The following is a 21,824-nucleotide window of genomic DNA, read 5'->3' as shown; positions in this document are numbered from 1 at the left end:
CAAGCATCAATGCAGATAACCTTCATTAACATCAAATAACAGCTCTTCCATTTGCTGATAAGCACTTTCATATCCTGGAATATTGAAAAGAACCATCAGTACGACCCACTTGAGATCTTCGAGATCGAACTCATCGGTATCCAGAGCCATTACACGATCGATAACCATTTCACGGGTATCGACATTCAATACTTTTATCTGTTCAAGGAATAGCAGGAATCCTCGGCAGCTGACGTCTAATCGACCTGTTTCTTCGTCGGTATAAACCCTCAGAGCAAAAGGATCGGCATCCAGAAGATAGGATGGTGTGCCGCCCTCCTGCAGATCGGCCAGTTTTTCGAGCCAGTTTAATGCGTTGTGGATATCGGTACGATGAAATCCAGCTTCGGTTAAATCGGCCGTTAAACTGTCCTGATCGACACTCATCTCCGCTTCGTTGTGAATGTAAGTTTCAAACAAGTACATTAGTACGTCGAACATGGCCTGCCCTCCTAATTCGGACATAGCCGCCGGGTACAGCTGCGATCCATCCTGCTAACTCCAGCTCGAGCAGTTTTCCTGCTACTGCTGGCACAGGTTGGCCGGCACGTTCGGCGACGACGTCAACAGGTGTCACCTCATATTCTACGTTAGCCAACACATCGACAAATGGCAATTCAAGTTCGGTGTCTTGCGCACAAATATTCACTTCTGCCGCCGTTTTTTCGTGCCGCGAGCCAAAATCGGGTAGCAGCAACGGGTTCTCGGCCGAAAGCCAGTTCAGGCCACTGCCAATATGCTCCGCGATATCCATGGGATCGGTAACTAGATACGCGCCCTGCTTGATAAGCCAGTGTGCGCCTTCGCTATTGGGATTGTGGACCGATCCGGGTAAGGCGAAAACCTCACGCCCCTGCTCCAGCGCGCAGCGGGCGGTAATCAGGGAACCGCTGCGCAGCGAAGCCTCGACAATCAGCACGCCGACACTCAAGCCACTGATGATGCGATTTCTACGCGGAAAATGATGCGGCAAGGGGGCATATCCAGTGCAAATTCGGAGACGACCACGCCGCCCTGTTCGACAATGCGCGATGCCAGCGAAACATGGGCGCGAGGATGAATGCTTTGTTGTCCGCTACCCAGTACCGCAATGGTTTTCCCGCCGGCTTCCAGCGTAGAGCGATGACAGACGCCGTCGATACCCAGCGCGAGCCCGCTGGTAATGGTGAATCCGCTCTTAACCAGCCCTGCGGCAAAGTACTGCGCCCAGTGTTCGCCGTAACGGCTACAGTCCCGGCTGCCCACCAGGGCTATCTGCGGTGAATTCAGTAATGCGCATGGCCCTTGCACATAGAGCAGGCGCGGCGGCGAGGCTATCTGTTTCAGCAATGGCGGATAGTCGGGGTGGTCGAGTGGAACAAGAGCCTGCCCTTCCTGCTCCGCCCAGCACAGTGACGCGGCGATATTCACGGCGCGGGGATGAAAATAGGCGCTGACCTGGCTTTCGGTGAGTCCGAGCGCGCGCAGCGCGTTGGGCCCGACAGCATCGCACTCTGCCAGGCATTCCGCCAACCGGCATAATCGCGCCACACCAATCCCTTTGACTTCCGATAACCTGAGCCACACTTCCTGTCGCGTCATGGTCGTTATCCCTGTTTAAACGCCGTATGGGCGCCGCGCTCAATTGATAGACGATGCTGTCAATCAGGGCCGGAAATGTCTAGAATAGAGATTATATTTCGTCAATCCTTTAGATAAAGATCCAGAGATTTATGTCCGTATTACAAATATTGCATTTCCCAGACGACAGGCTTCGCATTGTTGCAAAACCAGTCAAAGAAGTTAACGCCGATATTCAGCAAATCGTGGATGATATGTTCGAAACCATGTATGCCGAAGAAGGTATCGGGCTTGCCGCAACACAGGTCAACATCCACCAGCGCATTATTGTTATCGATGTCACCGATGACAAAAGTCAGCAACTGGTGCTGATTAACCCCGAGCTGCTGGAGCAAAGCGGTGAAACGGGTATCGAAGAAGGCTGCCTGTCTATTCCTGATCAACGTGGTCTGGTGCCGCGCGCGGCCAACGTGAAGATCCGCGCACTCGATCGCAACGGCAAGAGCTTCGAGCTTGAAGCCGACGAACTGCTGGCTATCTGTATCCAGCACGAAATGGACCACCTGGTCGGCAAACTGTTTGTCGATTACCTGTCGCCATTGAAACGTCAGCGTATCCGTCAGAAGATGGAAAAACTGGCCAAACTTAACGCCCGAGGCTAATACCCTCGCGTTACGTTTATCTTTGCAGACTATTTTTTTCAGCCTTTTTTGGGCCATAGAGATACAGGACACGGGCTTTGCGGATTATTTTTGCCGGTACACCTGATTTTGCAGCGCGTCATCTCGACGCGCTTTTAACGTCTGAACATCAGATTGTGGGCGTTTTCACTCAACCCGACCGCCCGGCCGGCCGCGGAAACAAGCTGACGCCAAGCCCGGTGAAAGTGCTGGCTTTGCAGCATGATATCCCGGTCTTTCAGCCAAAATCCTTGCGCCCCGAAGAGAACCAGCATCTGGTTGCCGATCTTCAGGCCGACATCATGGTGGTGGTCGCCTACGGGCTTATTCTGCCAAAAGCGGTCTTGGCGATGCCAAGACTCGGCTGCATAAATGTGCATGGTTCACTGTTGCCCCGCTGGCGCGGCGCGGCCCCTATCCAGCGCTCAGTCTGGGCAGGCGATGCCGAAACCGGTGTGACCATCATGCAAATGGATGTAGGTCTGGATACCGGCGACATGCTGCATAAAATTGCCTGTCCCATTGAAGCAACAGACACCAGTGCAACGCTGTATGCCAAACTGGCAGACCTCGGACCCGAAGGCATGCTGCACACTTTGCAGCAACTTGAGCAAGGCACAGCCAGACCTGAAGTTCAGGACGAAGCCCTGGTGACCTATGCTGAAAAGCTTGGCAAGGAAGAAGCCCGTCTGGACTGGACTCTGGATGCCGAACAGCTTGAACGCTGCATTCGCGCCTTTAATCCGTGGCCGGTCAGCTATTTCGTTATTGACGACCAACCGGTGAAAGTCTGGCAGGCCAACGTTGTCGACAGCGAGAAGACCGGCTTGCAGACAGGCAAGATTATTGCCGCAGACAAAAAAGGCATTCAGATTGCCACGGCGCGGGGCGTGCTTAACATCACCCAGCTCCAGCCTGCGGGTAAAAAACCGATGTCTGCCCAGGACCTGCTGAATTCACGCAGTGAATGGTTCACGCCTGGCACCGTTTTAGGCTAACACTGCCACTCGGCATCAACGCATTGCCAGCCTGATGCCGAGTCCTGCACTCTCCTTTATTGATGCCTGCTCCGGTGGGCATGCTGACTGAGGTCGGCTCTTATAAATATGAAAAATACCTATAATCTTCGCAGCATTGCTGCAAAAGCCATCGGACAGGTTCTGGATCAGGGCCAGTCGCTGTCGACCGTCTTACCGGGTTTGCAGAAAAGTATTGCCGACAAAGACCGCGCACTGCTGCAGGAGCTGTGCTTTGGCACGATGCGCGTGTTACCCCAGCTGGAATGGTGTCTGCAACAGCTGATGGAAAAACCGTTGACCGGCAAACAGCGCACGCTGCATTACCTCTTGATGGTCGGCCTCTATCAGATGCTGCACACCCGTATTCCTGCGCACGCGATTCTGGCCGAGACTGTCGAAGGCGCCGTGGCGCTGAAACGCCCTCAGCTTAAAGGTCTGATAAACGGAGTACTGCGCCAGTTCCAGCGTCAGCAGGTCGATTTACTGCAGCGTATGCAGAATAACGACAGTCGCTATCTTCATCCAAGCTGGCTGTTGAAGCGCATTAAAAATGCCTATCCCGAGCAGTGGCAGCAAATCGTCGATGCCAATAATCAGCGTCCGCCCATGTGGCTGCGCGTCAATCGTCGGCATCACACTCGCGATGCGTATCTGGCCCTGCTTGAAGAAGCCGGCATCGAAGCCCATCCGCACGCCGAGTACACCGATGCCTTGCGTCTCGAAACGCCATGCGGCGTCACGGCTCTACCCGGTTTTGATAAGGGTTGGGTAACGGTACAGGACGCCTCGGCGCAGGGCAGTGTCTCTTTACTGGATCCTCAAGACGGCGAAACCATTCTGGATCTATGCTGCGCACCGGGCGGGAAAACCACGCATATTCTTGAAGCTGCACCCAAGTCACAGGTTTTGGCGGTGGATATCGACGAGCAGCGTCTGAAGCGGGTTCACGAGAACCTTGAACGCCTGGGTCTGCACGCCGAAGTAAAACAGGGCGACGGTCGCGAGCCTCAGGTCTGGGCGACCGACAGAGTGTTCGACAAGATTTTGCTCGATGCTCCCTGCTCTGCAACGGGCGTTATTCGTCGTCATCCCGATATTAAATGGCTGCGCCGCGACAGCGATATTGACGAGTTGGCGCGCTTGCAAGGCGAGATCCTCGAAGCCATCTGGCCTATTCTCAAACCGCAGGGCGTGCTGGTGTATGCCACCTGCTCCATTCTGCCGGAAGAGAACAGCCAGCAGATTGCGGCTTTCCTGCAAAGGCATCCTGAAGCGACGCTGGTCGAAACCGGCAGTCTCAATCAGCCCGGAAGACAGAATCTTCCAGATGCACAGAGCGGCGACGGCTTCTATTACGCTAAGCTGATTAAGCGTTAACGTCTCTTCACGGAGACGTCTTCCGACGACATTTAAGGCAATACAGAGAGCGCTATGAAAATAATCATTCTCGGTGCGGGTCAGGTTGGCGGTACGCTGGCAGAAAATCTGGTGGGTGAGAACAACGATATCACTATCGTTGATACCAACACGTCCCGTTTGCGCCAGTTGCAGGACAAGTTCGACCTGCGAGTGGTGCACGGTCACGCCTCGCATCCGCGCATTCTTCGTGAAGCAGGGGCAGAAGACGCTGATATGCTGGTAGCGGTCACCAATTCCGATGAAACCAACATGGTGGCCTGTCAGATTGCCTATTCCCTGTTTAACACGCCAAACCGTATTGCCCGTATCCGTTCTCCTGAATATATCCGCGAGTCGGAGAAGCTGTTCCAGCCCGAAGCCGTGCCTATCGATCACCTGATTTCGCCCGAACAGCTGGTCATCAATCACATTTACAAGCTGATTGAATATCCCGGTGCCTTGCAGGTTGTGAACTTCGCGGAAGGCAAAGTCAGCATTGCGGCCGTAAAAGCCTATTACGGGGGTCCGCTGGTCGGCAGTGCGCTCTCTGCCATACGCGAACACATGCCGCACATCGATACCCGCGTCGCCGCGATATTTCGTCAGGATCGCCCTATTCGCCCTCAAGGTTCGACCATTATCGAAGCCGGTGACGAGGTCTTCTTTGTCGCCGCTTCCCAGCATATTCGCGCCGTGATGAGCGAGTTGCAGCGCCTTGAAAAACCGTACAAACGGATCATGATAGTGGGCGGGGGTAATGTGGGCGCGGGTCTTGCCCTGAAACTCGAGAAAAATTACAGCGTCAAGCTCATCGAGCGTAACCAGCAGCGGGCAGCCGAACTTGCCGAAATGCTGCAAGATACCATCGTGTTTTATGGCGATGCTTCCGACCAGGAGTTACTGGCCGAAGAGCATGTGGACCAGGTCGATGTGTTCATCGCCATTACCAATGACGATGAAGCCAACATCATGTCGGCAATGCTGGCAAAACGCATGGGTGCCAAAAAAGCGATGGTGTTGATCCAGCGCCGCGCCTATGTAGATCTCGTTCAGGGCAGTGTTATTGATATTGCCATCTCTCCGCAGCAGGCGACCATCTCCGCCTTGCTCGGGCATGTACGCAAAGCTGATATCGTCAGCGTCTCTTCATTACGTCGCGGCGTTGCCGAAGCCATTGAAGCTATTGCACACGGGGATGAAAGCACCTCGAAAGTTGTCGGACGCACCGTCGAGCAGATAAAACTTCCGCCGGGTACGACAATTGGCGCGGTGGTACGAGGCAATGAAGTGATTATCGCCAACGGCACAACGCGTATTCAGCAGGGTGACCACGTTGTGATGTTCATCACAGACAAAAAATTTGTTCGCGACGTAGAAAGGCTGTTCCAACCCAGCCCATTCTTCTTATAAAAGAGAGAAATACGCGCAATTAGTAACCATAAAATGCAAATTATGTCCGCTACGGTAGCGTTATCGCCTAAAATGGTCTTTACTTTTAATGACATAATTTGAAGAAACACCAAGGAGTGACTTTATGAGTTTTATGAAAGAGTTTCGTGAATTTGCCATGCGCGGCAACGTGGTTGATTTGGCAGTGGGTGTCATCATCGGTGCGGCATTTGGCAAGATCGTTTCATCTTTGGTTGCCGACATCATTATGCCTCCTCTCGGACTGCTTATCGGCGGCGTCGACTTCAAGGCCTTCCAATGGGTCTTGCGCGAGGCAACCGCAACGGCTCCGGCCGTAGTCATGCATTACGGCGTATTCATTCAAAACATTTTCGACTTCATCATCGTGGCTCTGGCCATCTTCAGTGCCATTACTCTGATGAACAAACTGCGTAGAAAACAGGAAGAAAAACCTGCAGCTCCGCCAAAAATCACAGCCGAAGAAAAGCTGTTGGCTGAAATCCGTGATTTGCTGAAAGAACAGCAGTCACCGACTCTGATTAAAGAGCAGCCAACGACCAGGCTGTAAAAGAACCTGTCATTAAAAAAGCCATCTTCGTGATGGCTTTTTTGTGGGCGCAGTTCAGGGGGAACTGGAGTAAAAAGGGCAGTGTTAACGATTTTAGGCGGCAAAACCGTTAACACTGCCCTCCCAACCTGCTCCTTTGCCTTTTTTCGCTTTACGGCTGTAGCTGCCTTTGCCTTTAAGATTTTTTCTACACGCTGGCGGAACAGCGGATCGTGGAGCAAAGCCTGAAGGGCATTGTCCTGAATGACCCCTTTCTTGTGTTGATACTGACTCATGTGAACCTCTTGATGGTTGATGGGCAGCCTCTTGCGCTGCGAGATAAATGTAGACCTTTTTACTTAATTTGCAATATCGCGTGAAAATACAGGCTCACCGCTGGCACCATTCTCCAGTGCTTCAAGAATGGAACAGCTTCGACTCGAATGTTCACCTCCGCAGCAGGCCGCGCTTAGGCGTTGAAGCGAATCGCGCATTCGAACCAGCTCGCCCAGTTTATGTTCGACTTCGGCCAATCGACTGTCGACGATCGATTTCGATTCCTGACAGGTATGCTGCGCGGGATCGATCCGGATCGACAGCAGTTCGCTGATGGTTTCCAGGGTAAAGCCGATGGTTTTGGCATAGCGGATAAATCGCAGGCGCTGAAGATCGTTATCGGTGTAGAGCCGATAACCCGCTTCACTGCGTTCGCCCAATGACATCATGCCCTGTTTTTCGTAGTAACGAATGGTGTCGGGAATAACATCGGCCAATTTGGCCAGCTCTCCAATCTTATACATTTTCATCTCTGTCCAATTTCTCCTGAAGTTTACCCGCGTACGCCGCTTCATCCAGAAAGTCTGTGCTCATCCCGGCTTGCTGGAGTCTTAGCCGAAGAATCTTCAGACGTTTTTCGACTCTCGCATAATCCGGTGAATCCTGGTGGACCTGCTTGAGGAGCAGCTGAAGATCGAGCGCTTCTTTTCTGTCCTGTAGCTCGGCAGGCACGTAACCGGCATTTTTGAGAATGCGATACGCCACACGAAGCTCTTTGGGCACACCGCTGTCGTCGTCGAGGGTGAGAGGGGAACCCGCACCGGGAAGGTTATCGAATTCGCCTTTGCGCTGTGCTTCGAGGATTTTTCTTTCGGCCCATTCATCACTGAGAAACATCATCGTCTCCTTTAGGTATCAGAACAGATGAACAGCATAACGCGACGGGGGAGAAAAACGTAGTACAGCGGGGAAAACAGCGGAGCAAAATTTGGACGTAAAAAAACCGGGCAAAAATGCCCGGTCTTTTCATGCATCTACAGATTATTCAGCAGTTGCTACTTCTGCTTCTGAAGCTGCACGATCAACGAGCTCGATGTATGCCATCGGCGCATTGTCGCCTGCACGGAAGCCACACTTCAGAATACGAGTGTAACCACCGGCACGGCTCGCGAAACGCGGGCCCAGTTCATTAAACAGTTTTGCCACGATCTCGTTATCACGAGTACGGGCGAATGCCAGACGACGATTTGCAACGTTGTCGGTCTTGGCAAGAGTAATCAGCGGCTCAACAACGCGACGCAGCTCTTTCGCTTTCGGCAGGGTCGTCTTGATTATTTCATGACGAACCAAAGAGCCGGCCATGTTACGGAACATAGCCGTACGGTGGCTGCTGTTACGGTTCAGTTGACGACCACTCTTACGATGGCGCATGACCTTATCCTTCTCAGTAAAACCTTAACCTGTGATCCGGTTACTCGTCAGCAATACTTGCAGGTGGCCAGTTTTCCAGGCGCATGCCCAGAGACAAACCACGGGAAGCAAGTACGTCTTTAATCTCGGTAAGAGATTTTTTACCTAAGTTAGGCGTCTTAAGAAGCTCAACTTCGGTACGCTGTACCAGATCACCGATGTAGTGGATTGCTTCTGCTTTGAGGCAGTTAGCAGAGCGGACAGTCAATTCCAGATCGTCAACAGGGCGCAGCAGGATTGGATCGAACTCCGGCTTCTCTTCTTTGACTTCTGGTTGACGTACATCACGTAAATCAACAAAAGCTTCAAGTTGTTCAGCAAGAATGGTTGCCGCACGACGGATCGCCTCTTCAGGATCGATCGTACCGTTGGTTTCCATTTCGATAACCAGCTTGTCCAAATCAGTACGCTGGTTCTACACGCGCTGCTTCAACATTGTAGGCAATACGCTCTACAGGGCTGTAGCATGCATCTACTAACAGACGACCAATTGGGCGCTCATCTTCTTCCGAATGAATTCGGGCAGACGCCGGCACATAACCACGACCGCGCTGAACTTTGATACGCATGCTGATAGCAGCGTTTTCATCGGTCAGGTGGCAGATAACGTGTTGCGGCTTGACGATTTCGACATCACCATCATGGGTAATGTCGGCTGCAGTCACAGGGCCAATGCCAGACTTATTCAGGGTAAGAATAACTTCATCTTTCCCTTGAACTCTCACCGCCAGCCCTTTCAGGTTGAGCAGGATTTCCAGGATATCTTCCTGTACGCCTTCTTTGGTGCTGTACTCATGCAGTACACCATCAATCTCAACCTCGGTCACCGCGCAACCCGGCATGGATGAAAGCAGAATACGGCGCAGTGCGTTGCCTAAAGTATGGCCAAAGCCACGTTCTAAAGGCTCAAGGGTCACCTTGGCGTGCGTCGAACTGACTTGCTCGATATCTACCAGGCGCGGTTTTAGAAACTCTGTCACAGAAACCCTGCATTGTGTCCTCTCTTTGGTACTAAGCTTTACTTGGAGTAAAGCTCGACGATCAGGTGTTCGTTAATGTCAGCTGACAGATCGGCACGTTCAGGATTACGTTTGAACTGACCTTCCATCTTAGCAGCATCAACTTCAAGCCAAGTCGGCTTTTCACGCTGTTCAGCCAACTCCAAAGCGGCCTTCACGCGAGATTGCTTTTTAGCTTTCTCACGGATGCTGACAACGTCATTCGGAGATACCTGATAAGAAGCGATGTTGACAACGCGACCGTTTACCATAACTGCTTTGTGGCTAACCAGCTGACGTGACTCTGCACGCGTAGCGCCGAAGCCCATACGGTAAACAACGTTATCCAGACGACCTTCCAGAAGTTGCAACAGGTTCTCACCGGTGTTGCCCTTCAGGCGGGCTGCTTCTTGGTAGTAGTTACGGAACTGGCGCTCCAGAACACCGTAGGTACGGCGAACTTTTTGCTTTTCACGTAACTGCACGCCATAGTCAGACAGACGCGGTTTACGCGCACCGTGCTGACCAGGAGCTTGATCAATCTTACACTTGGTATCGATCGCGCGAACACCAGATTTAAGGAATAAATCTGTGCCCTCGCGACGGCTAAGCTTGAGCTTAGGACCCAAATATCTTGCCATTTTCTCTCTCCAACAATCCTAAAAGCAGCGTTATACGCGACGCTTTTTCGGCGGACGACAACCGTTATGAGGGATAGGAGTCACATCAGTAATATTAGTGATGCGGAAACCAGCCGCGTTTAATGCGCGGATAGTAGACTCACGACCAGGACCAGGTCCTTTAACCATAACTTCCAGATTCTTGATACCGTACTCTTTCACTGCATCTGCACAGCGCTCTGCTGCAACCTGAGCTGCGAACGGAGTGGATTTACGAGAACCACGGAAACCGGAACCACCAGCTGTTGCCCAACCCAAAGCATTACCCTGACGATCGGTAATAGTCACAATGGTGTTGTTGAAAGACGCATGGATATGAGCCACGCCGTCAGAGACTTGTTTTCTTACACGCTTGCGTGTACGAACAGGTGCCTTTGCCATTTATTCTATCACCCCGATTATTTCTTGATCGGTTTGCGCGGACCCTTACGGGTACGTGCGTTAGTCTTGGTACGCTGACCGCGTACTGGAAGACCACGACGATGACGCAAACCACGATAAGTTCCAAGGTCCATAAGACGCTTGATGCTCAGGGTGACTTCACGACGCAGATCACCTTCAACAATGAACTTGGCGACTTCGTCACGCAGCAATTCGATTTGCTCTTCAGACAGCTCTCTGATCTTAACATTTTCAGCAATACCAGACGCAGCACAGATAGCCTGTGAGCGGGTTTTACCGATGCCGTAGATCGAAGTTAATGCGATCACGGTATGTTTCTGATCAGGAATGTTAATGCCTGCTATACGGGCCACTATGCACTCCTACTATTTATATACGGCAACACCATTCTGAAAAGCCCGTTTTCAGGATACTCAAATAATGTTGCAGCTTACATACAAAAGATTGGCTGGCTAATCTAGCCAGCTCAACCCAACTTTGCAAGAAAAATATGCGAGATAATCAGCCTTGACGCTGTTTATGCTTCGGCTCGGCGCTGCAGATTACGCGAACGACACCGTTACGCTTAACTACTTTGCAGTTACGACATAATTTCTTGACGGAAGCACGAACTTTCATTTTTACTCTCCGTTACTTCGCAAACTCACCAGATTAGCGGTTAGAGCCTTTCAGGTTTGCTTTCTTCAGCGCAGACTCGTACTGACTTGACATCATCAGAGTTTGCACTTGAGCCATAAAGTCCATGATGACCACAACTACGATGAGCAGTGATGTACCGCCAAAGTAGAAAGGAACTTTCATTGCGTCACGCATGAACTCCGGGATAAGGCAGATGAAAGTAATATACAGCGCACCAACCAAAGTCAGGCGGGTCATTACTTTATCAATATACTTCGCCGTTTGCTCTCCCGGACGAATTCCTGGTACAAATGCACCGGACTTCTTCAGGTTATCTGCTGTCTCACGCGGGTTGAACACCAACGCAGTATAAAAGAAACAGAAGAAGATGATTGCAGTAGCATAGAGTAACACATAAAGCGGTTGCCCAGGCTGCAAATACAGCGAAATTGTTGTCAGCCAGTTCCAACCAGTTCCGCCACCGAACCATGATGCAATCGTGGCCGGGAACAGAATGATGCTGGAAGCAAAGATAGCAGGGATTACACCGGCCATATTCACTTTCAACGGTAAGTGTGTGCTCTGTGCTGCATAAACACGACGACCCTGCTGACGTTTGGCGTAGTTAACGACGATACGACGTTGACCACGTTCCATAAACACAACAAAGAACGTCACTGCAAACACTAATACTGCAACCAACAGCAACAGGAGGAAGTGCAGGTCGCCTTGTCTAGCTTGTTCGATTGTGTGAGCAACTGCCGGCGGGAGACCCGCTACGATACCTGCGAAGATGATGATTGAGATACCGTTGCCGATACCACGCTCAGTTATCTGTTCGCCAAGCCACATCAGGAACATTGTCCCGGTCACCAGGCTTACGACTGCGGTAAAGTAGAATGCAAAGCCTGGATTTAACACCAGGCCCTGCATACCAGGCATATTCGGTAAACCGGTAGCAATACCGATTGACTGGAATACGGCCAACACTAGCGTACCGTAGCGGGTGTACTGGCTAATCTTGCGACGGCCAGCCTCCCCTTCTTTCTTTATTTCTGCCAACGCTGGATGAACCACCGTTAACAGCTGGATAATAATCGATGCCGAAATATACGGCATGATTCCCAGAGCAAAGATAGAAGCACGGCTGAGAGCACCACCAGAGAACATGTTGAACATTTCAATGATGGTGCCTCTTTGCTGTTCGAGCAATTTAGCAAGTACAGTGGCATCAATACCAGGGATCGGAATAAAAGAGCCGATACGGAAAACAATCAGCGCACCGATAACAAACAAAAGTCTGCGCTTCAGCTCGCCAAGTCCACCTTTAGCACTTTGAAAATCTAATCCCGGTTGCTTAGCCATCTGCTACTTATTCCTCTATTTTACCGCCAGCAGCTTCGATAGCAACACGAGCGCCTTTGGTGACACGCAGACCACGTACGGTAACCGGACGAGCGACTTCGCCTGAAAGGATTACTTTCACGAATTCGATCTGGATACCAACTACGTTAGCGGCTTTCAGCGTGTTCAGGTCGATTACGTCGCCTTCAACAAGAGCCAGTTCAGACAGACGAACTTCTGCCGTGATCATCGCTTTGCGAGAGGTGAAGCCGAATTTCGGCAAACGACGATATAAAGGCATCTGACCACCTTCAAACCCGCGACGTACGCCACCGCCAGAACGTGAGTTCTGACCTTTGTGACCACGGCCGCCGGTTTTACCCAGGCCAGAACCAATACCACGACCTACACGCCTTGGCGCCTGCTTGGCACCGTCAGCCGGAGACAGAGTATTTAAACGCATCTCTTACTCCTCAACCTTAACCATGTAGGAAACCAGATTGATCATGCCGCGAACTGAAGGGGTATCTTCACGTTCAACAGTGTGACCAATGCGACGCAGACCTAAACCAGTCAAAGTTTGCTTATGTTTCGGCAAACGACCGATGCTGCTTTTTGTTTGAGTTACTTTAATAGTCTTTGCCATGGTTATTTCCCTAGAATTTCTTCGACGGACTTACCACGCTTGGCAGCGACCATTTCTGGGGACTTCATATCTTCCAGAGCTGCGATAGTTGCACGAACCACGTTGATCGGGTTGGTGGAACCATAAGCCTTGGCTAATACGTTGTGTACCCCTGCGACTTCCAGGACGGCGCGCATTGCACCACCGGCGATAATACCGGTACCTTCTGAAGCCGGCTGCATGAACACGCGAGAACCCGTGTGAGCGCCCTTGACTGGGTGCTGCAGGGTGCCGCTGTTCAGCGCGACGTTCAACATGTTGCGACGGGCTTTCTCCATCGCTTTTTGGATCGCTGCCGGAACTTCGCGTGCTTTGCCGTAGCCAAAACCAACGCGACCGTTACCATCACCAACTACTGTCAGTGCGGTAAAGCTGAAAATACGGCCACCTTTTACGGTTTTGGATACGCGGTTTACCGCGATCAGCTTTTCCTGCAGTTCGCCAGCTTGTTTTTCGATGTGTGACATCTTACACCTCTACCTTAGAACTGAAGGCCAGCTTCACGGGCAGCATCTGCCAGTGCCTGGACTCGACCATGATATTGGAAACCAGAACGGTCAAAGGAAACTTTCGAAATCCCTTTTTCCAATGCGCGTTCAGCAATAGCTTTACCTACAGCAGTCGCAGCATCTTTGTTACCGGTATACTTCAATTGCTCAGTAATAGTTTTTTCTACTGTAGAAGCAGCAACTAATACTTCAGAACCGTTAGGTGCAATCACCTGTGCGTAAATATGACGCGGGGTACGATGTACCACCAGTCGTGTCGCACCCAATTCTTTGAGCTTGCGGCGTGCGCGGGTCGCACGACGGATACGAGCAGATTTCTTATCCATAGTGTTACCTTACTTCTTCTTAGCCTCTTTGGTACGCACGACTTCGTCGGCGTAACGGACACCCTTGCCTTTGTAAGGCTCAGGACGACGGTAGGCACGTAAATCTGCAGCAACTTGACCAATCACCTGCTTATCAGCGCCTTTCAGCACGATTTCAGTTTGAGTTGGACACTCTGCAGTAATGCCTGCCGGCAGCTGGTGGTTCGACCGGGTGAGAGAAGCCAAGAGCTAAACTCACCGCGTTGCCTTTAATGGCAGCACGATAACCAACACCAACCAATTGAAGCTTTTTAGTGAAGCCGTCGGTAACACCTACAACCATTGAGTTCAACAGTGCGCGCGTAGTACCCGCTTGGGCCCATGCGTTTGCGAAGCCTTCACGCGGACCGAAGGTCAGTGCGTTATCTTCCTGTTTTACTTCAACGGCGTCATGGATAGTACGTGACAGCTCGCCGTTTTTACCCTTAATCGTAATAACCTGACCGTTGAGTTTTACCTCTACGCCGGCAGGAATGACGACGGGTGCTTTTGCAACACGAGACATGCTTTCCTCCCGATTAAGCTACGTAGCAGATAATCTCGCCACCAAGACCAGCCTGGCGAGCTGCACGATCAGTCATAACACCTTTAGAGGTAGAAATAACAGCGATACCCAAACCGGCCATAACCTTTGGCAGCTCATCTTTTTTCTTGTAGATGCGCAGACCAGGACGGCTGATTCGTTGAATGCTCTCTACCACAGCCTTGCCCTGGAAGTACTTCAGTACTAATTCCAGTTCAGGTTTGGCGTCGCCTTCGATTTTAAATTCTTCAATGTAGCCTTCTTCTTTAAGCACGTTGGCGATAGCCAGTTTCAGCTTAGAGGAAGGCATGGTGACCGCAACTTTGTTCGCGGCCTGACCGTTACGGATACGGGTCAGCATATCCGCGATCGGATCTTGCATGCTCATCTGTCATTACTCCCGTGATTCAATTGGTGACAATTACCAGCTAGCCTTTTTAAGACCCGGAATTTCACCGCGCATGGCGGCTTCACGGACCTTAATACGGCTCAACCCGAACTTCCGCAAGAAAGCGTGCGGACGACCAGTTTGACGGCAGCGGTTACGCTGACGAGACGGGCTGGAATCACGCGGCAGAGTCTGCAGCTTCAGAACGGCATCCCAACGATCTTCGTCGGAAGCGTTCACGTTAGAGATAGTTGCTTTCAATTCAACGCGTTTAGCGAAGAATTTGTCAGCCAGTTTCACGCGCTTGACTTCGCGTGCTTTCATGGATTGCTTAGCCATTAGTAACCCTACCTTACTTACGGAACGGGAAGTTAAAGGCAGCCAGCAGAGCGCGGCCTTCATCATCGGATTTCGCAGTAGTGGTGATGGTAATATCCAAACCACGAACGCGATCGACTTTGTCATAGTCGATTTCCGGGAAGATGATCTGTTCACGCACGCCCATGCTGTAGTTACCACGGCCATCGAATGACTTGGCGGACAGGCCACGGAAGTCACGGATACGCGGTACAGCAATAGAGATCAGACGCTCAAAGAATTCCCACATGCGTTCGCCACGCAGGGTTACTTTACAGCCGATCGGATAGCCCTGACGGATTTTGAAGCCTGCAACTGATTTGCGTGCTTTGGTGATGAACGGCTTTTGACCGGAGATGGCTGCCAAGTCAGCTGCTGCGTTATCCAGCAGTTTCTTGTCAGCGATCGCTTCACCAACACCCATGTTCAGGGTGATCTTCTCGACCCGAGGGACTTGCATGACAGAATTGTAATTAAACTCGGTCATGAGTTTATTTACGACATCGTCTTTGTAGTAATCATGCAGTTTCGCCATCGTACTACTCCAAATTACTTGATAGTTTCGCTGTTAGACTTGAAGAAACGGACTTTTTTGCCGTCTTCGAATCTAAAGCCTACACGGTCAGCCTTGCCGGTTGCCGTGTTGAAGATTGCAACGTTGGAAACTTGAACAGCAGCTTCTTTTTCAACGATGCCACCTGGTTGGTTCAGGGCCGGTACAGGCTTCTGATGTTTCTTAACCAGGTTGATACCTTCAACAATGACCTTTCCAGAAGACAGGACATTTTTTACTTTACCACGCTTACCTTTATCTTTGCCGGTAAGCAGGATAACTTCGTCATCACGACGGATTTTCGCTGCCATGGTTCGCTCCTTAGAGTACTTCTGGTGCCAGAGAGATAATTTTCATGAACTTCTCATTACGCAGTTCACGAGTTACCGGCCCAAAAATACGCGTGCCGATTGGCTGCTCGCTGTTATTATTTAAAATAACGCATGCATTACCATCGAAGCGAATGACAGAACCGTCCGGGCGACGAACACCCTTCTTGGTGCGCACCACTACCGCCTTCAGCACGTCGCCTTTCTTCACCTTACCGCGAGGAATTGCTTCCTTGATGGTAATTTTGATGATATCGCCAACGCCTGCGTAGCGACGGTGCGAGCCACCCAGAACCTTGATACACATTACGCGACGTGCACCGGAGTTGTCGGCCACGGTCAGCATAGTCTGTTCTTGGATCATGTTAGTGCTCCGCTAATGTCAACTACAACTTATAAGACCTACTAAGAGGCCATAAAGAAATCCCCACAAATGAGGGCGCAGCATTATAACACTGCTTCATCATTATGGGTAGAAAAAATAAACGGCCCACGTCATGAGCCGTTTATTTATTTTCGAGAGCGCGATTCTATTACAGAATTGCTTTCTCTACAACGCGAACCAGTGTCCAGGACTTGGTCTTGGACAGCGGACGGCATTCGCTAATTTCAACGACGTCGCCGATACCGCATTCGTTGTTCTCGTCATGTACGTGTAGCTTAGTCGTACGCTTGATGAATTTACCGTAGATTGGGTGCTTCACGAAACGCTCAATCGCAACAACGATAGATTTTTCCATCTTGTCACTGATCACACGACCTTGCAGAGTACGGATCTTGTCACTCATTACGCGCCCGCCTTCTCAGTCAGTAAAGTCTTAACACGTGCAACGTCACGACGCACTTGCTTCAACGTGTGTGTTTGCTGCAGCTGGCCGCTGGCCGTTTGCATGCGCAGGTTAAACTGCTCACGCAACAGGTTCAGAAGCTCGGTGTTCAGCTCTTCCACGCTCTTTTCACGCAGCTCTTTTGCTTTCATTACATCACCGTCTTAGTTACAAAGGTGGTTTTAATAGGCAGTTTCGCTGCTGCAAGCTGGAATGCTTCACGCGCCAGCTCTTCAGGCACACCGTCCATTTCGTACAGGACTTTACCAGGTTGGATCAGGGCAACCCAATACTCCACGTTACCCTTACCTTTACCCATACGAGCTTCAAGTGGCTTCTCGGTGATCGGTTTGTCCGGGAATACTCGGATCCAGATCTTACCTTGACGCTTAACTGCACGGGTCATCGCACGACGTGCTGCTTCAATTTGACGAGCAGTCAGGCGACCACGGCCAACAGCTTTCAGACCGTAAGTGCCGAAGCTCACATCCGTACCTTGCGCAAGACCACGGTTGCGGCCTTTGTGCACCTTACGGAATTTTGTACGCTTTGGTTGTAACATCAGCGACTCTCCTTACTTGCGGCCTTTACGCTGCTGCTTTTTAGGTTGAGCAGCCGGTTCCGGTTGTTCAACTGCAGCCATACCACCCAGGATCTCACCTTTGAAGATCCATACCTTAACGCCGATTACACCATAAGTGGTGTGCGCTTCAGATGTGTTGTAATCGATATCCGCACGCAGAGTATGCAGTGGAACACGACCTTCACGGTACCATTCGGTACGCGCGATTTCAGCACCGCCAAGACGGCCGCTTACTTCAACTTTGATACCTTTAGCGCCCAGACGCATTGCGTTCTGTACAGCACGCTTCATAGCACGACGGAACATAACGCGACGTTCCAGCTGTGAAGTGATGCTGTCAGCAACCAATTTTGCGTCCAGTTCCGGTTTACGGATTTCGGCGATGTTAATCTGCGCAGGAACGCCAGCGATACCGGCTACTACCTTACGCAGTTTTTCGACATCTTCACCTTTCTTGCCGATAACGATGCCAGGACGAGCAGTGTGAATAGTCACACGGATGCTCTTCGCCGGACGCTCGATAACGATGCGAGAAACGGAAGCTTTCGACAATTCTTTAGTCAAGAACTGACGAACTTTAAAGTCGCTGTCCAGGTTGTCAGCGAATTCTTTGGTATTTGCATACCAAGTGGAATTCCAAGGTTTGACAATACCTAGGCGAATACCATTAGGATGTACTTTCTGACCCATTGCTAGTCTCCAGAGTCTCAGCGATCGGACACAACCACAGTAATGTGGCTGGTGCGCTTCAGAATGCGATCTGCACGACCTTTAGCACGCGGCATAATGCGCTTCATGCTTGGGCCTTCGTCTACGAAAATCTTCGCGACTTTCAGATCATCGATGTCAGCGCCATCGTTGTGTTCTGCGTTAGCAATGGCAGACTCCAGCACCTTCTTAACCAGACCAGCAGCTTTCTTGTTGGTGTAGGCCAAAGTTTCCAGAGCTTGCGACACTTTCTTACCGCGGATCAGGTCTGCAACAAGGCGAACCTTCTGAGCAGAAGAACGAGCGTGGCGATGTTTAGCTATAGTTTCCATCTCTTCCTCCTACCTTAGCGCTTTTTAGCTTTTTTATCAGCCGCATGGCCGCGATAAGTACGAGTCGGCGCGAATTCACCCAGCTTGTGACCGACCATTTCATCGGAAACAAACACTGGTACGTGCTGACGACCATTATGGACAGCGATGGTCAAACCGATCATGTTAGGAAAGATCGTTGAACGACGGGACCAAGTGCGCAAAGGCTTCTTGTCACCGCTTTCCACCGCTTTCTCTACCTTCTTCAGCAAGTGCAGGTCAATAAAAGGACCTTTCTTGAGAGAACGTGGCATGGCTTATCCTCTAATTATTTTTTGCTACGGCGACGTACGATGAACTTGTCAGTACGCTTGTTGCTACGGGTTTTCTTACCTTTGGTCTGAACGCCCCATGGTGTTACTGGGTGTTTACCAAAGTTTTTACCCTCACCACCACCGTGTGGGTGATCGACTGGGTTCATCGCAGTACCGCGAACGGTAGGGCGAACACCACGCCAACGTGCAGCACCTGCTTTACCCAGAACGCGAAGCATATGTTCAGAGTTACCGACTTCACCCATGGTGGCGCGGCAATCGATCTGAACTTTACGCATTTCGCCAGAGCGCAGACGCAGAGTTACGTAGGAACCATCACGGGCAACGATCTGAACGTAGGCACCGGCAGAACGAGCCAGCTGGCCGCCTTTACCTGGTTTCATTTCTACGTTGTGAACCGTTGAACCCACTGGGATGTTGCGCATCGGAAGGGTGTTACCCACTTTGATTGCAGCATCAACGCCAGATTGGATTTGGTCGCCCACTTTCAGGCCTTTCGGCGCCAGGATGTAACGGCGTTCGCCGTCTTTGTACAGAACCAGCGCGATGTTCGCGGAACGGTTCGGATCGTACTCCAGACGCTCAACCACTGCAGCTACACCGTCTTTGTTGCGTTTGAAGTCAACCAGACGATAATGTTGCTTGTGGCCACCACCGATATGACGGGTGGTGATACGGCCATTGTTGTTACGGCCACCGCTTTTGCTCAATTTCTCAAGCAGCGGAGCAAAAGGTTTACCCTTGTGCAGCTCAGGGTTAACCACTTTAACAACGTGGCGACGACCCGGAGATGTAGGTTTACATTTAACAATTGCCATTGTGCTTACTCCTCCGACTTACTCTGCGCCGCTGATGAAGTCCAGATTCTGGCCTTCTTTCAGGGTGACGTAAGCTTTTTCCAGTCGCTACGACGACCAACACGCTGACCTTGACGTTTAGACTTGCCTTTAACCAGCAAGGTGTTAACGTCTTCGACTTCGACTTCAAACAGCTTCTTAACCGCAGCTTTGATTTCTGCCTTGGTCGCGTCGAGGGCAACTTTGAGTACGATGGTGTTGTTCTTTTCCATCGCAGCGGACGCTTTTTCAGAAACGTGCGGCGCGCGCAGCACTTTCAGCAGACGTTCTTCACGAATCATGCCAGCATCTCCTCAACCTGCTTCACAGCATCAGCAGTCATAACGACTTTGTCGAAGGCGATCAGGCTTACTGGATCGATACCTGCTACATCGCGAACGTCAACCTTGTACAGGTTACGTGCGGCCAGGAACAGATTCTCGTCGACTTCGCCGGTTACAATCAGCACGTCTTCCAGAGCCATGTCTTTCAGTTTCTGTGCCAGCAGCTTAGTTTTAGGCGCTTCTACAGAGAACTTCTCGACAATGATCAAACGATCTTGACGTACCAGTTCGGACAGGATGCTTTTCAGCGCGCCGCGGTACATCTTTTTGTTAACTTTTTGACTGTGGTCCTGTGGCTTTGCAGCAAAGGTCACACCACCCGAACGCCAGATTGGGCTCTTTACAGAACCTGCACGCGCACGGCCAGTACCTTTCTGACGCCATGGTTTCTTACCAGAACCAGTTACTTCGGCACGAGTCTTCTGAGCGCGAGTACCTTGACGGGCACCTGCTGCATAAGCAACAACAACCTGATGTACCAGCGCTTCGTTGAAATCACGCCCGAAGGTAGTTTCGGAAACAGTCAGCGCGCTCTGCGCGTCTTTCACTACTAATTCCATTCCTATCTCCTCGACGTTAAGCCTTAACAGCAGGTTTAACGATCAGGTTGCCACCGGTAGCACCCGGAACAGCACCCTTGACCAGCAGTAGGTTGCGCTCAGCGTCAACACGTACTACGTCCAGGCTTTGAACGGTTACACGCTCGTTACCCAGTTGGCCTGCCATTTTCTTGCCTTTGAACACTTTGCCCGGAGTCTGGTTCTGACCGATAGAACCCGGAACGCGGTGAGACAAGGAGTTACCGTGCGTAGCATCTTGAGTACGGAAGTTCCAGCGTTTAACAGTACCCGCGAAACCTTTACCTTTAGATGTACCAGTAACGTCTACTTTCTTAACGTCTGCGAAAATTTCAACGCTAATGTCTTGACCTGCAGTAAACTCTTCACCTTCTGCAAGGCGGAATTCCCACAGACCACGGCCAGCTTCTACGCCAGCTTTAGCGAAGTGACCCGCTTCTGGTTTGGTTACACGGTTAGCTTTTTTGCTACCAGTGGTAACCTGAACAGCGCGGTAACCGTCGTTTTCCAGATCTTTGATCTGAGTAACGCGGTTTGCTTCAATTTCGATAACGGTTACAGGGATAGAAACGCCATCTTCTGTGAAGATACGAGTCATACCCACTTTCTTACCGACTAAACCAATCATTGTTTCAACCTCTCAATCGCTCAATGACCCTGATTAACCCAGGCTGATCTGCACGTCTACACCAGCAGCCAGATCCAGACGCATCAGAGCATCAACGGTTTTCTCGGTTGGCTCAACGATGTCAACCAGACGCTTGTGAGTGCGAATTTCATACTGATCGCGCGCATCTTTATTGACGTGCGGAGAAATCAGAATGGTAAAGCGCTCTTTGCGGGTCGGCAGCGGGATTGGACCACGAACTTGCGCACCAGTGCGCTTCGCGGTCTCAACGATTTCCGCAGTTGATTGATCAATCAGACGATGATCAAACGCTTTCAGGCGGATACGGATTCTTTGGTTCTGCATGAGACCAGAGCTCCAATTATTTTAAACGTAAAATGATTACTCCTCATTCCCATTTCGATTGATGGGAGAGTGTAATCGTTCTTCACATAACCCCCATATCGGGAGTATTGTTTGCCAGGCGCTTATTTTGCCTGACAACTAATTCTTATCGAATTAGGCTTACCAAGATTAGGTAAGCC

The 21,824-nt window shown here is 51.0% G+C and carries 33 protein-coding genes and 5 pseudogenes; 5 read left to right on the top strand and 33 right to left on the bottom strand.

Translation table 11 applies throughout. The features are described 5' to 3' along the window. Positions 1 to 6: 6 nt before the first annotated feature. Together O1V66_RS19090 and dprA are read right to left on the bottom strand one after the other, a co-directional pair. The gene (locus tag O1V66_RS19090; protein ID WP_045049866.1) at positions 7 to 480 is read right to left on the bottom strand and encodes a DUF494 family protein; all 474 of its coding nucleotides are present in this window, start codon (positions 478 to 480) and stop codon (positions 7 to 9) included. Continuing rightward, positions 452 to 1,620 (bottom strand): annotated as a pseudogene (gene dprA / locus O1V66_RS19085) (DNA-protecting protein DprA). Before dprA ends, O1V66_RS19090 begins: the two are co-directional and overlap by 29 nt. A gap of 131 nt (positions 1,621 to 1,751) precedes the next feature. On the opposite strand from dprA, the gene def reads away from it, so the two are divergent. From def to mscL, 5 genes are all read left to right on the top strand, one after another. Beyond that, complete coding sequence (gene def / locus O1V66_RS19080; RefSeq protein WP_045049864.1) at positions 1,752 to 2,261, top strand: peptide deformylase; 510 nt, start codon at positions 1,752 to 1,754, stop codon at positions 2,259 to 2,261. 77 nt (positions 2,262 to 2,338) lie between these two features. Then, on the top strand, positions 2,339 to 3,277 hold the full coding sequence (gene fmt / locus O1V66_RS19075) for a methionyl-tRNA formyltransferase (RefSeq protein ID WP_045049863.1): 939 nt from the start codon (positions 2,339 to 2,341) through the stop codon (positions 3,275 to 3,277). A 108-nt stretch (positions 3,278 to 3,385) separates the two neighbouring features. After that, positions 3,386 to 4,675, top strand: coding sequence for a 16S rRNA (cytosine(967)-C(5))-methyltransferase RsmB (gene rsmB, locus O1V66_RS19070; protein ID WP_045049862.1), 1,290 nt, complete (start codon positions 3,386 to 3,388; stop codon positions 4,673 to 4,675). A gap of 54 nt (positions 4,676 to 4,729) precedes the next feature. After that, positions 4,730 to 6,106, top strand: coding sequence for a Trk system potassium transporter TrkA (gene trkA, locus O1V66_RS19065; RefSeq protein WP_045049861.1), 1,377 nt, complete (start codon positions 4,730 to 4,732; stop codon positions 6,104 to 6,106). Between the two features lie 124 nt (positions 6,107 to 6,230). Next, positions 6,231 to 6,674, top strand: coding sequence for a large-conductance mechanosensitive channel protein MscL (gene mscL, locus O1V66_RS19060; protein WP_045049860.1), 444 nt, complete (start codon positions 6,231 to 6,233; stop codon positions 6,672 to 6,674). Between the two features lie 93 nt (positions 6,675 to 6,767). Here the strand turns inward: mscL and O1V66_RS19055 are convergent. From O1V66_RS19055 to rpsJ, 31 genes and pseudogenes are all read right to left on the bottom strand, one after another. Then, a pseudogene (locus O1V66_RS19055) lies at positions 6,768 to 6,949 on the bottom strand (alternative ribosome-rescue factor A). Positions 6,950 to 7,012: 63 nt separating this feature from the next. After that, entirely contained in the window at positions 7,013 to 7,453 is a 441-nt protein-coding gene (zntR, locus tag O1V66_RS19050) for a Zn(2+)-responsive transcriptional regulator (protein ID WP_045049872.1), read from the bottom strand. Then, complete coding sequence (locus O1V66_RS19045; RefSeq protein ID WP_045049858.1) at positions 7,446 to 7,826, bottom strand: DnaJ family domain-containing protein; 381 nt, start codon at positions 7,824 to 7,826, stop codon at positions 7,446 to 7,448. The genes zntR and O1V66_RS19045 overlap by 8 nt, the downstream gene beginning before the upstream one ends. Positions 7,827 to 7,970: 144 nt before the next feature. Next, positions 7,971 to 8,360, bottom strand: coding sequence for a 50S ribosomal protein L17 (rplQ, locus tag O1V66_RS19040; RefSeq protein ID WP_045049857.1), 390 nt, complete (start codon positions 8,358 to 8,360; stop codon positions 7,971 to 7,973). Positions 8,361 to 8,400: 40 nt separating this feature from the next. Next, a pseudogene (locus O1V66_RS19035) lies at positions 8,401 to 9,379 on the bottom strand (DNA-directed RNA polymerase subunit alpha). 38 nt (positions 9,380 to 9,417) lie between these two features. Further along, complete coding sequence (gene rpsD, locus O1V66_RS19030) at positions 9,418 to 10,038, bottom strand: 30S ribosomal protein S4 (RefSeq protein ID WP_009639197.1); 621 nt, start codon at positions 10,036 to 10,038, stop codon at positions 9,418 to 9,420. Between the two features lie 30 nt (positions 10,039 to 10,068). Further along, the gene (gene rpsK / locus O1V66_RS19025; protein WP_004929731.1) at positions 10,069 to 10,458 is read right to left on the bottom strand and encodes a 30S ribosomal protein S11; all 390 of its coding nucleotides are present in this window, start codon (positions 10,456 to 10,458) and stop codon (positions 10,069 to 10,071) included. Between the two features lie 17 nt (positions 10,459 to 10,475). Continuing rightward, the gene (gene rpsM, locus O1V66_RS19020) at positions 10,476 to 10,832 is read right to left on the bottom strand and encodes a 30S ribosomal protein S13 (protein WP_009639196.1); all 357 of its coding nucleotides are present in this window, start codon (positions 10,830 to 10,832) and stop codon (positions 10,476 to 10,478) included. A gap of 148 nt (positions 10,833 to 10,980) precedes the next feature. Beyond that, on the bottom strand, positions 10,981 to 11,097 hold the full coding sequence (gene rpmJ, locus O1V66_RS19015) for a 50S ribosomal protein L36 (RefSeq protein ID WP_017493620.1): 117 nt from the start codon (positions 11,095 to 11,097) through the stop codon (positions 10,981 to 10,983). A 33-nt stretch (positions 11,098 to 11,130) separates the two neighbouring features. Beyond that, on the bottom strand, positions 11,131 to 12,462 hold the full coding sequence (gene secY / locus O1V66_RS19010; protein WP_045049856.1) for a preprotein translocase subunit SecY: 1,332 nt from the start codon (positions 12,460 to 12,462) through the stop codon (positions 11,131 to 11,133). Between the two features lie 7 nt (positions 12,463 to 12,469). Then, positions 12,470 to 12,904 (bottom strand): 50S ribosomal protein L15, encoded by a 435-nt coding sequence (rplO, locus tag O1V66_RS19005; RefSeq protein ID WP_045049855.1) that lies wholly within the window; start codon positions 12,902 to 12,904, stop codon positions 12,470 to 12,472. 3 nt (positions 12,905 to 12,907) lie between these two features. Beyond that, entirely contained in the window at positions 12,908 to 13,087 is a 180-nt protein-coding gene (rpmD, locus tag O1V66_RS19000) for a 50S ribosomal protein L30 (protein WP_009639193.1), read from the bottom strand. Between the two features lie 2 nt (positions 13,088 to 13,089). Continuing rightward, a complete protein-coding gene (gene rpsE, locus O1V66_RS18995; protein ID WP_009639192.1) occupies positions 13,090 to 13,593 on the bottom strand; it encodes a 30S ribosomal protein S5 in 504 nt (167 codons plus the stop codon). Positions 13,594 to 13,607: 14 nt separating this feature from the next. Further along, on the bottom strand, positions 13,608 to 13,961 hold the full coding sequence (rplR, locus tag O1V66_RS18990) for a 50S ribosomal protein L18 (protein ID WP_009639191.1): 354 nt from the start codon (positions 13,959 to 13,961) through the stop codon (positions 13,608 to 13,610). 9 nt (positions 13,962 to 13,970) lie between these two features. Then, positions 13,971 to 14,505, bottom strand: a pseudogene (rplF, locus tag O1V66_RS18985) (50S ribosomal protein L6). 13 nt (positions 14,506 to 14,518) lie between these two features. After that, on the bottom strand, positions 14,519 to 14,911 hold the full coding sequence (gene rpsH, locus O1V66_RS18980; protein ID WP_009639189.1) for a 30S ribosomal protein S8: 393 nt from the start codon (positions 14,909 to 14,911) through the stop codon (positions 14,519 to 14,521). Between the two features lie 33 nt (positions 14,912 to 14,944). Next, entirely contained in the window at positions 14,945 to 15,250 is a 306-nt protein-coding gene (gene rpsN / locus O1V66_RS18975; RefSeq protein ID WP_045049853.1) for a 30S ribosomal protein S14, read from the bottom strand. Positions 15,251 to 15,263: 13 nt separating this feature from the next. Further along, a complete protein-coding gene (gene rplE, locus O1V66_RS18970) occupies positions 15,264 to 15,803 on the bottom strand; it encodes a 50S ribosomal protein L5 (RefSeq protein WP_045049852.1) in 540 nt (179 codons plus the stop codon). Between the two features lie 14 nt (positions 15,804 to 15,817). After that, positions 15,818 to 16,132 carry a 50S ribosomal protein L24 gene (gene rplX, locus O1V66_RS18965; protein WP_045049851.1) on the bottom strand — a complete coding sequence of 105 codons (315 nt, stop codon included), beginning with the start codon at positions 16,130 to 16,132 and terminating at the stop codon, positions 15,818 to 15,820. 10 nt (positions 16,133 to 16,142) lie between these two features. Then, on the bottom strand, positions 16,143 to 16,514 hold the full coding sequence (rplN, locus tag O1V66_RS18960) for a 50S ribosomal protein L14 (RefSeq protein WP_008457164.1): 372 nt from the start codon (positions 16,512 to 16,514) through the stop codon (positions 16,143 to 16,145). Between the two features lie 169 nt (positions 16,515 to 16,683). Beyond that, positions 16,684 to 16,938, bottom strand: coding sequence for a 30S ribosomal protein S17 (rpsQ, locus tag O1V66_RS18955; RefSeq protein WP_009639185.1), 255 nt, complete (start codon positions 16,936 to 16,938; stop codon positions 16,684 to 16,686). Continuing rightward, entirely contained in the window at positions 16,938 to 17,129 is a 192-nt protein-coding gene (gene rpmC / locus O1V66_RS18950; RefSeq protein ID WP_017493967.1) for a 50S ribosomal protein L29, read from the bottom strand. Before rpmC ends, rpsQ begins: the two co-directional genes overlap by 1 nt. Beyond that, positions 17,129 to 17,539, bottom strand: coding sequence for a 50S ribosomal protein L16 (rplP, locus tag O1V66_RS18945; protein WP_269127966.1), 411 nt, complete (start codon positions 17,537 to 17,539; stop codon positions 17,129 to 17,131). The genes rpmC and rplP overlap by 1 nt, the downstream gene beginning before the upstream one ends. A 12-nt stretch (positions 17,540 to 17,551) precedes the next feature. Then, entirely contained in the window at positions 17,552 to 18,250 is a 699-nt protein-coding gene (gene rpsC, locus O1V66_RS18940) for a 30S ribosomal protein S3 (protein ID WP_045049850.1), read from the bottom strand. Positions 18,251 to 18,267: 17 nt separating this feature from the next. Continuing rightward, a complete protein-coding gene (gene rplV, locus O1V66_RS18935) occupies positions 18,268 to 18,600 on the bottom strand; it encodes a 50S ribosomal protein L22 (protein WP_045049849.1) in 333 nt (110 codons plus the stop codon). A 14-nt stretch (positions 18,601 to 18,614) separates the two neighbouring features. Beyond that, complete coding sequence (rpsS, locus tag O1V66_RS18930; RefSeq protein ID WP_004929772.1) at positions 18,615 to 18,893, bottom strand: 30S ribosomal protein S19; 279 nt, start codon at positions 18,891 to 18,893, stop codon at positions 18,615 to 18,617. A 14-nt stretch (positions 18,894 to 18,907) separates the two neighbouring features. Then, positions 18,908 to 19,732, bottom strand: a complete 825-nt coding sequence (gene rplB / locus O1V66_RS18925; protein ID WP_045049848.1) for a 50S ribosomal protein L2 — start codon at positions 19,730 to 19,732, stop codon at positions 18,908 to 18,910. Between the two features lie 18 nt (positions 19,733 to 19,750). Further along, positions 19,751 to 20,052: pseudogene (gene rplW, locus O1V66_RS18920) on the bottom strand (50S ribosomal protein L23). Beyond that, entirely contained in the window at positions 20,049 to 20,654 is a 606-nt protein-coding gene (gene rplD, locus O1V66_RS18915; protein ID WP_045049846.1) for a 50S ribosomal protein L4, read from the bottom strand. Before rplD ends, rplW begins: the two are co-directional and overlap by 4 nt. A gap of 16 nt (positions 20,655 to 20,670) precedes the next feature. Further along, positions 20,671 to 21,300, bottom strand: a complete 630-nt coding sequence (rplC, locus tag O1V66_RS18910) for a 50S ribosomal protein L3 (RefSeq protein ID WP_017493963.1) — start codon at positions 21,298 to 21,300, stop codon at positions 20,671 to 20,673. 33 nt (positions 21,301 to 21,333) lie between these two features. After that, a complete protein-coding gene (rpsJ, locus tag O1V66_RS18905; protein WP_009639175.1) occupies positions 21,334 to 21,645 on the bottom strand; it encodes a 30S ribosomal protein S10 in 312 nt (103 codons plus the stop codon). Between the last annotated feature and the right edge of the window lie 179 nt (positions 21,646 to 21,824).

Origin of the sequence: Rouxiella chamberiensis (assembly GCF_026967475.1) — a bacterium.
Taxonomy (GTDB): Bacteria; Pseudomonadota; Gammaproteobacteria; order Enterobacterales; family Enterobacteriaceae; genus Rouxiella; species Rouxiella chamberiensis.
This window is presented reverse-complemented; position numbering and strand designations above follow the sequence as displayed.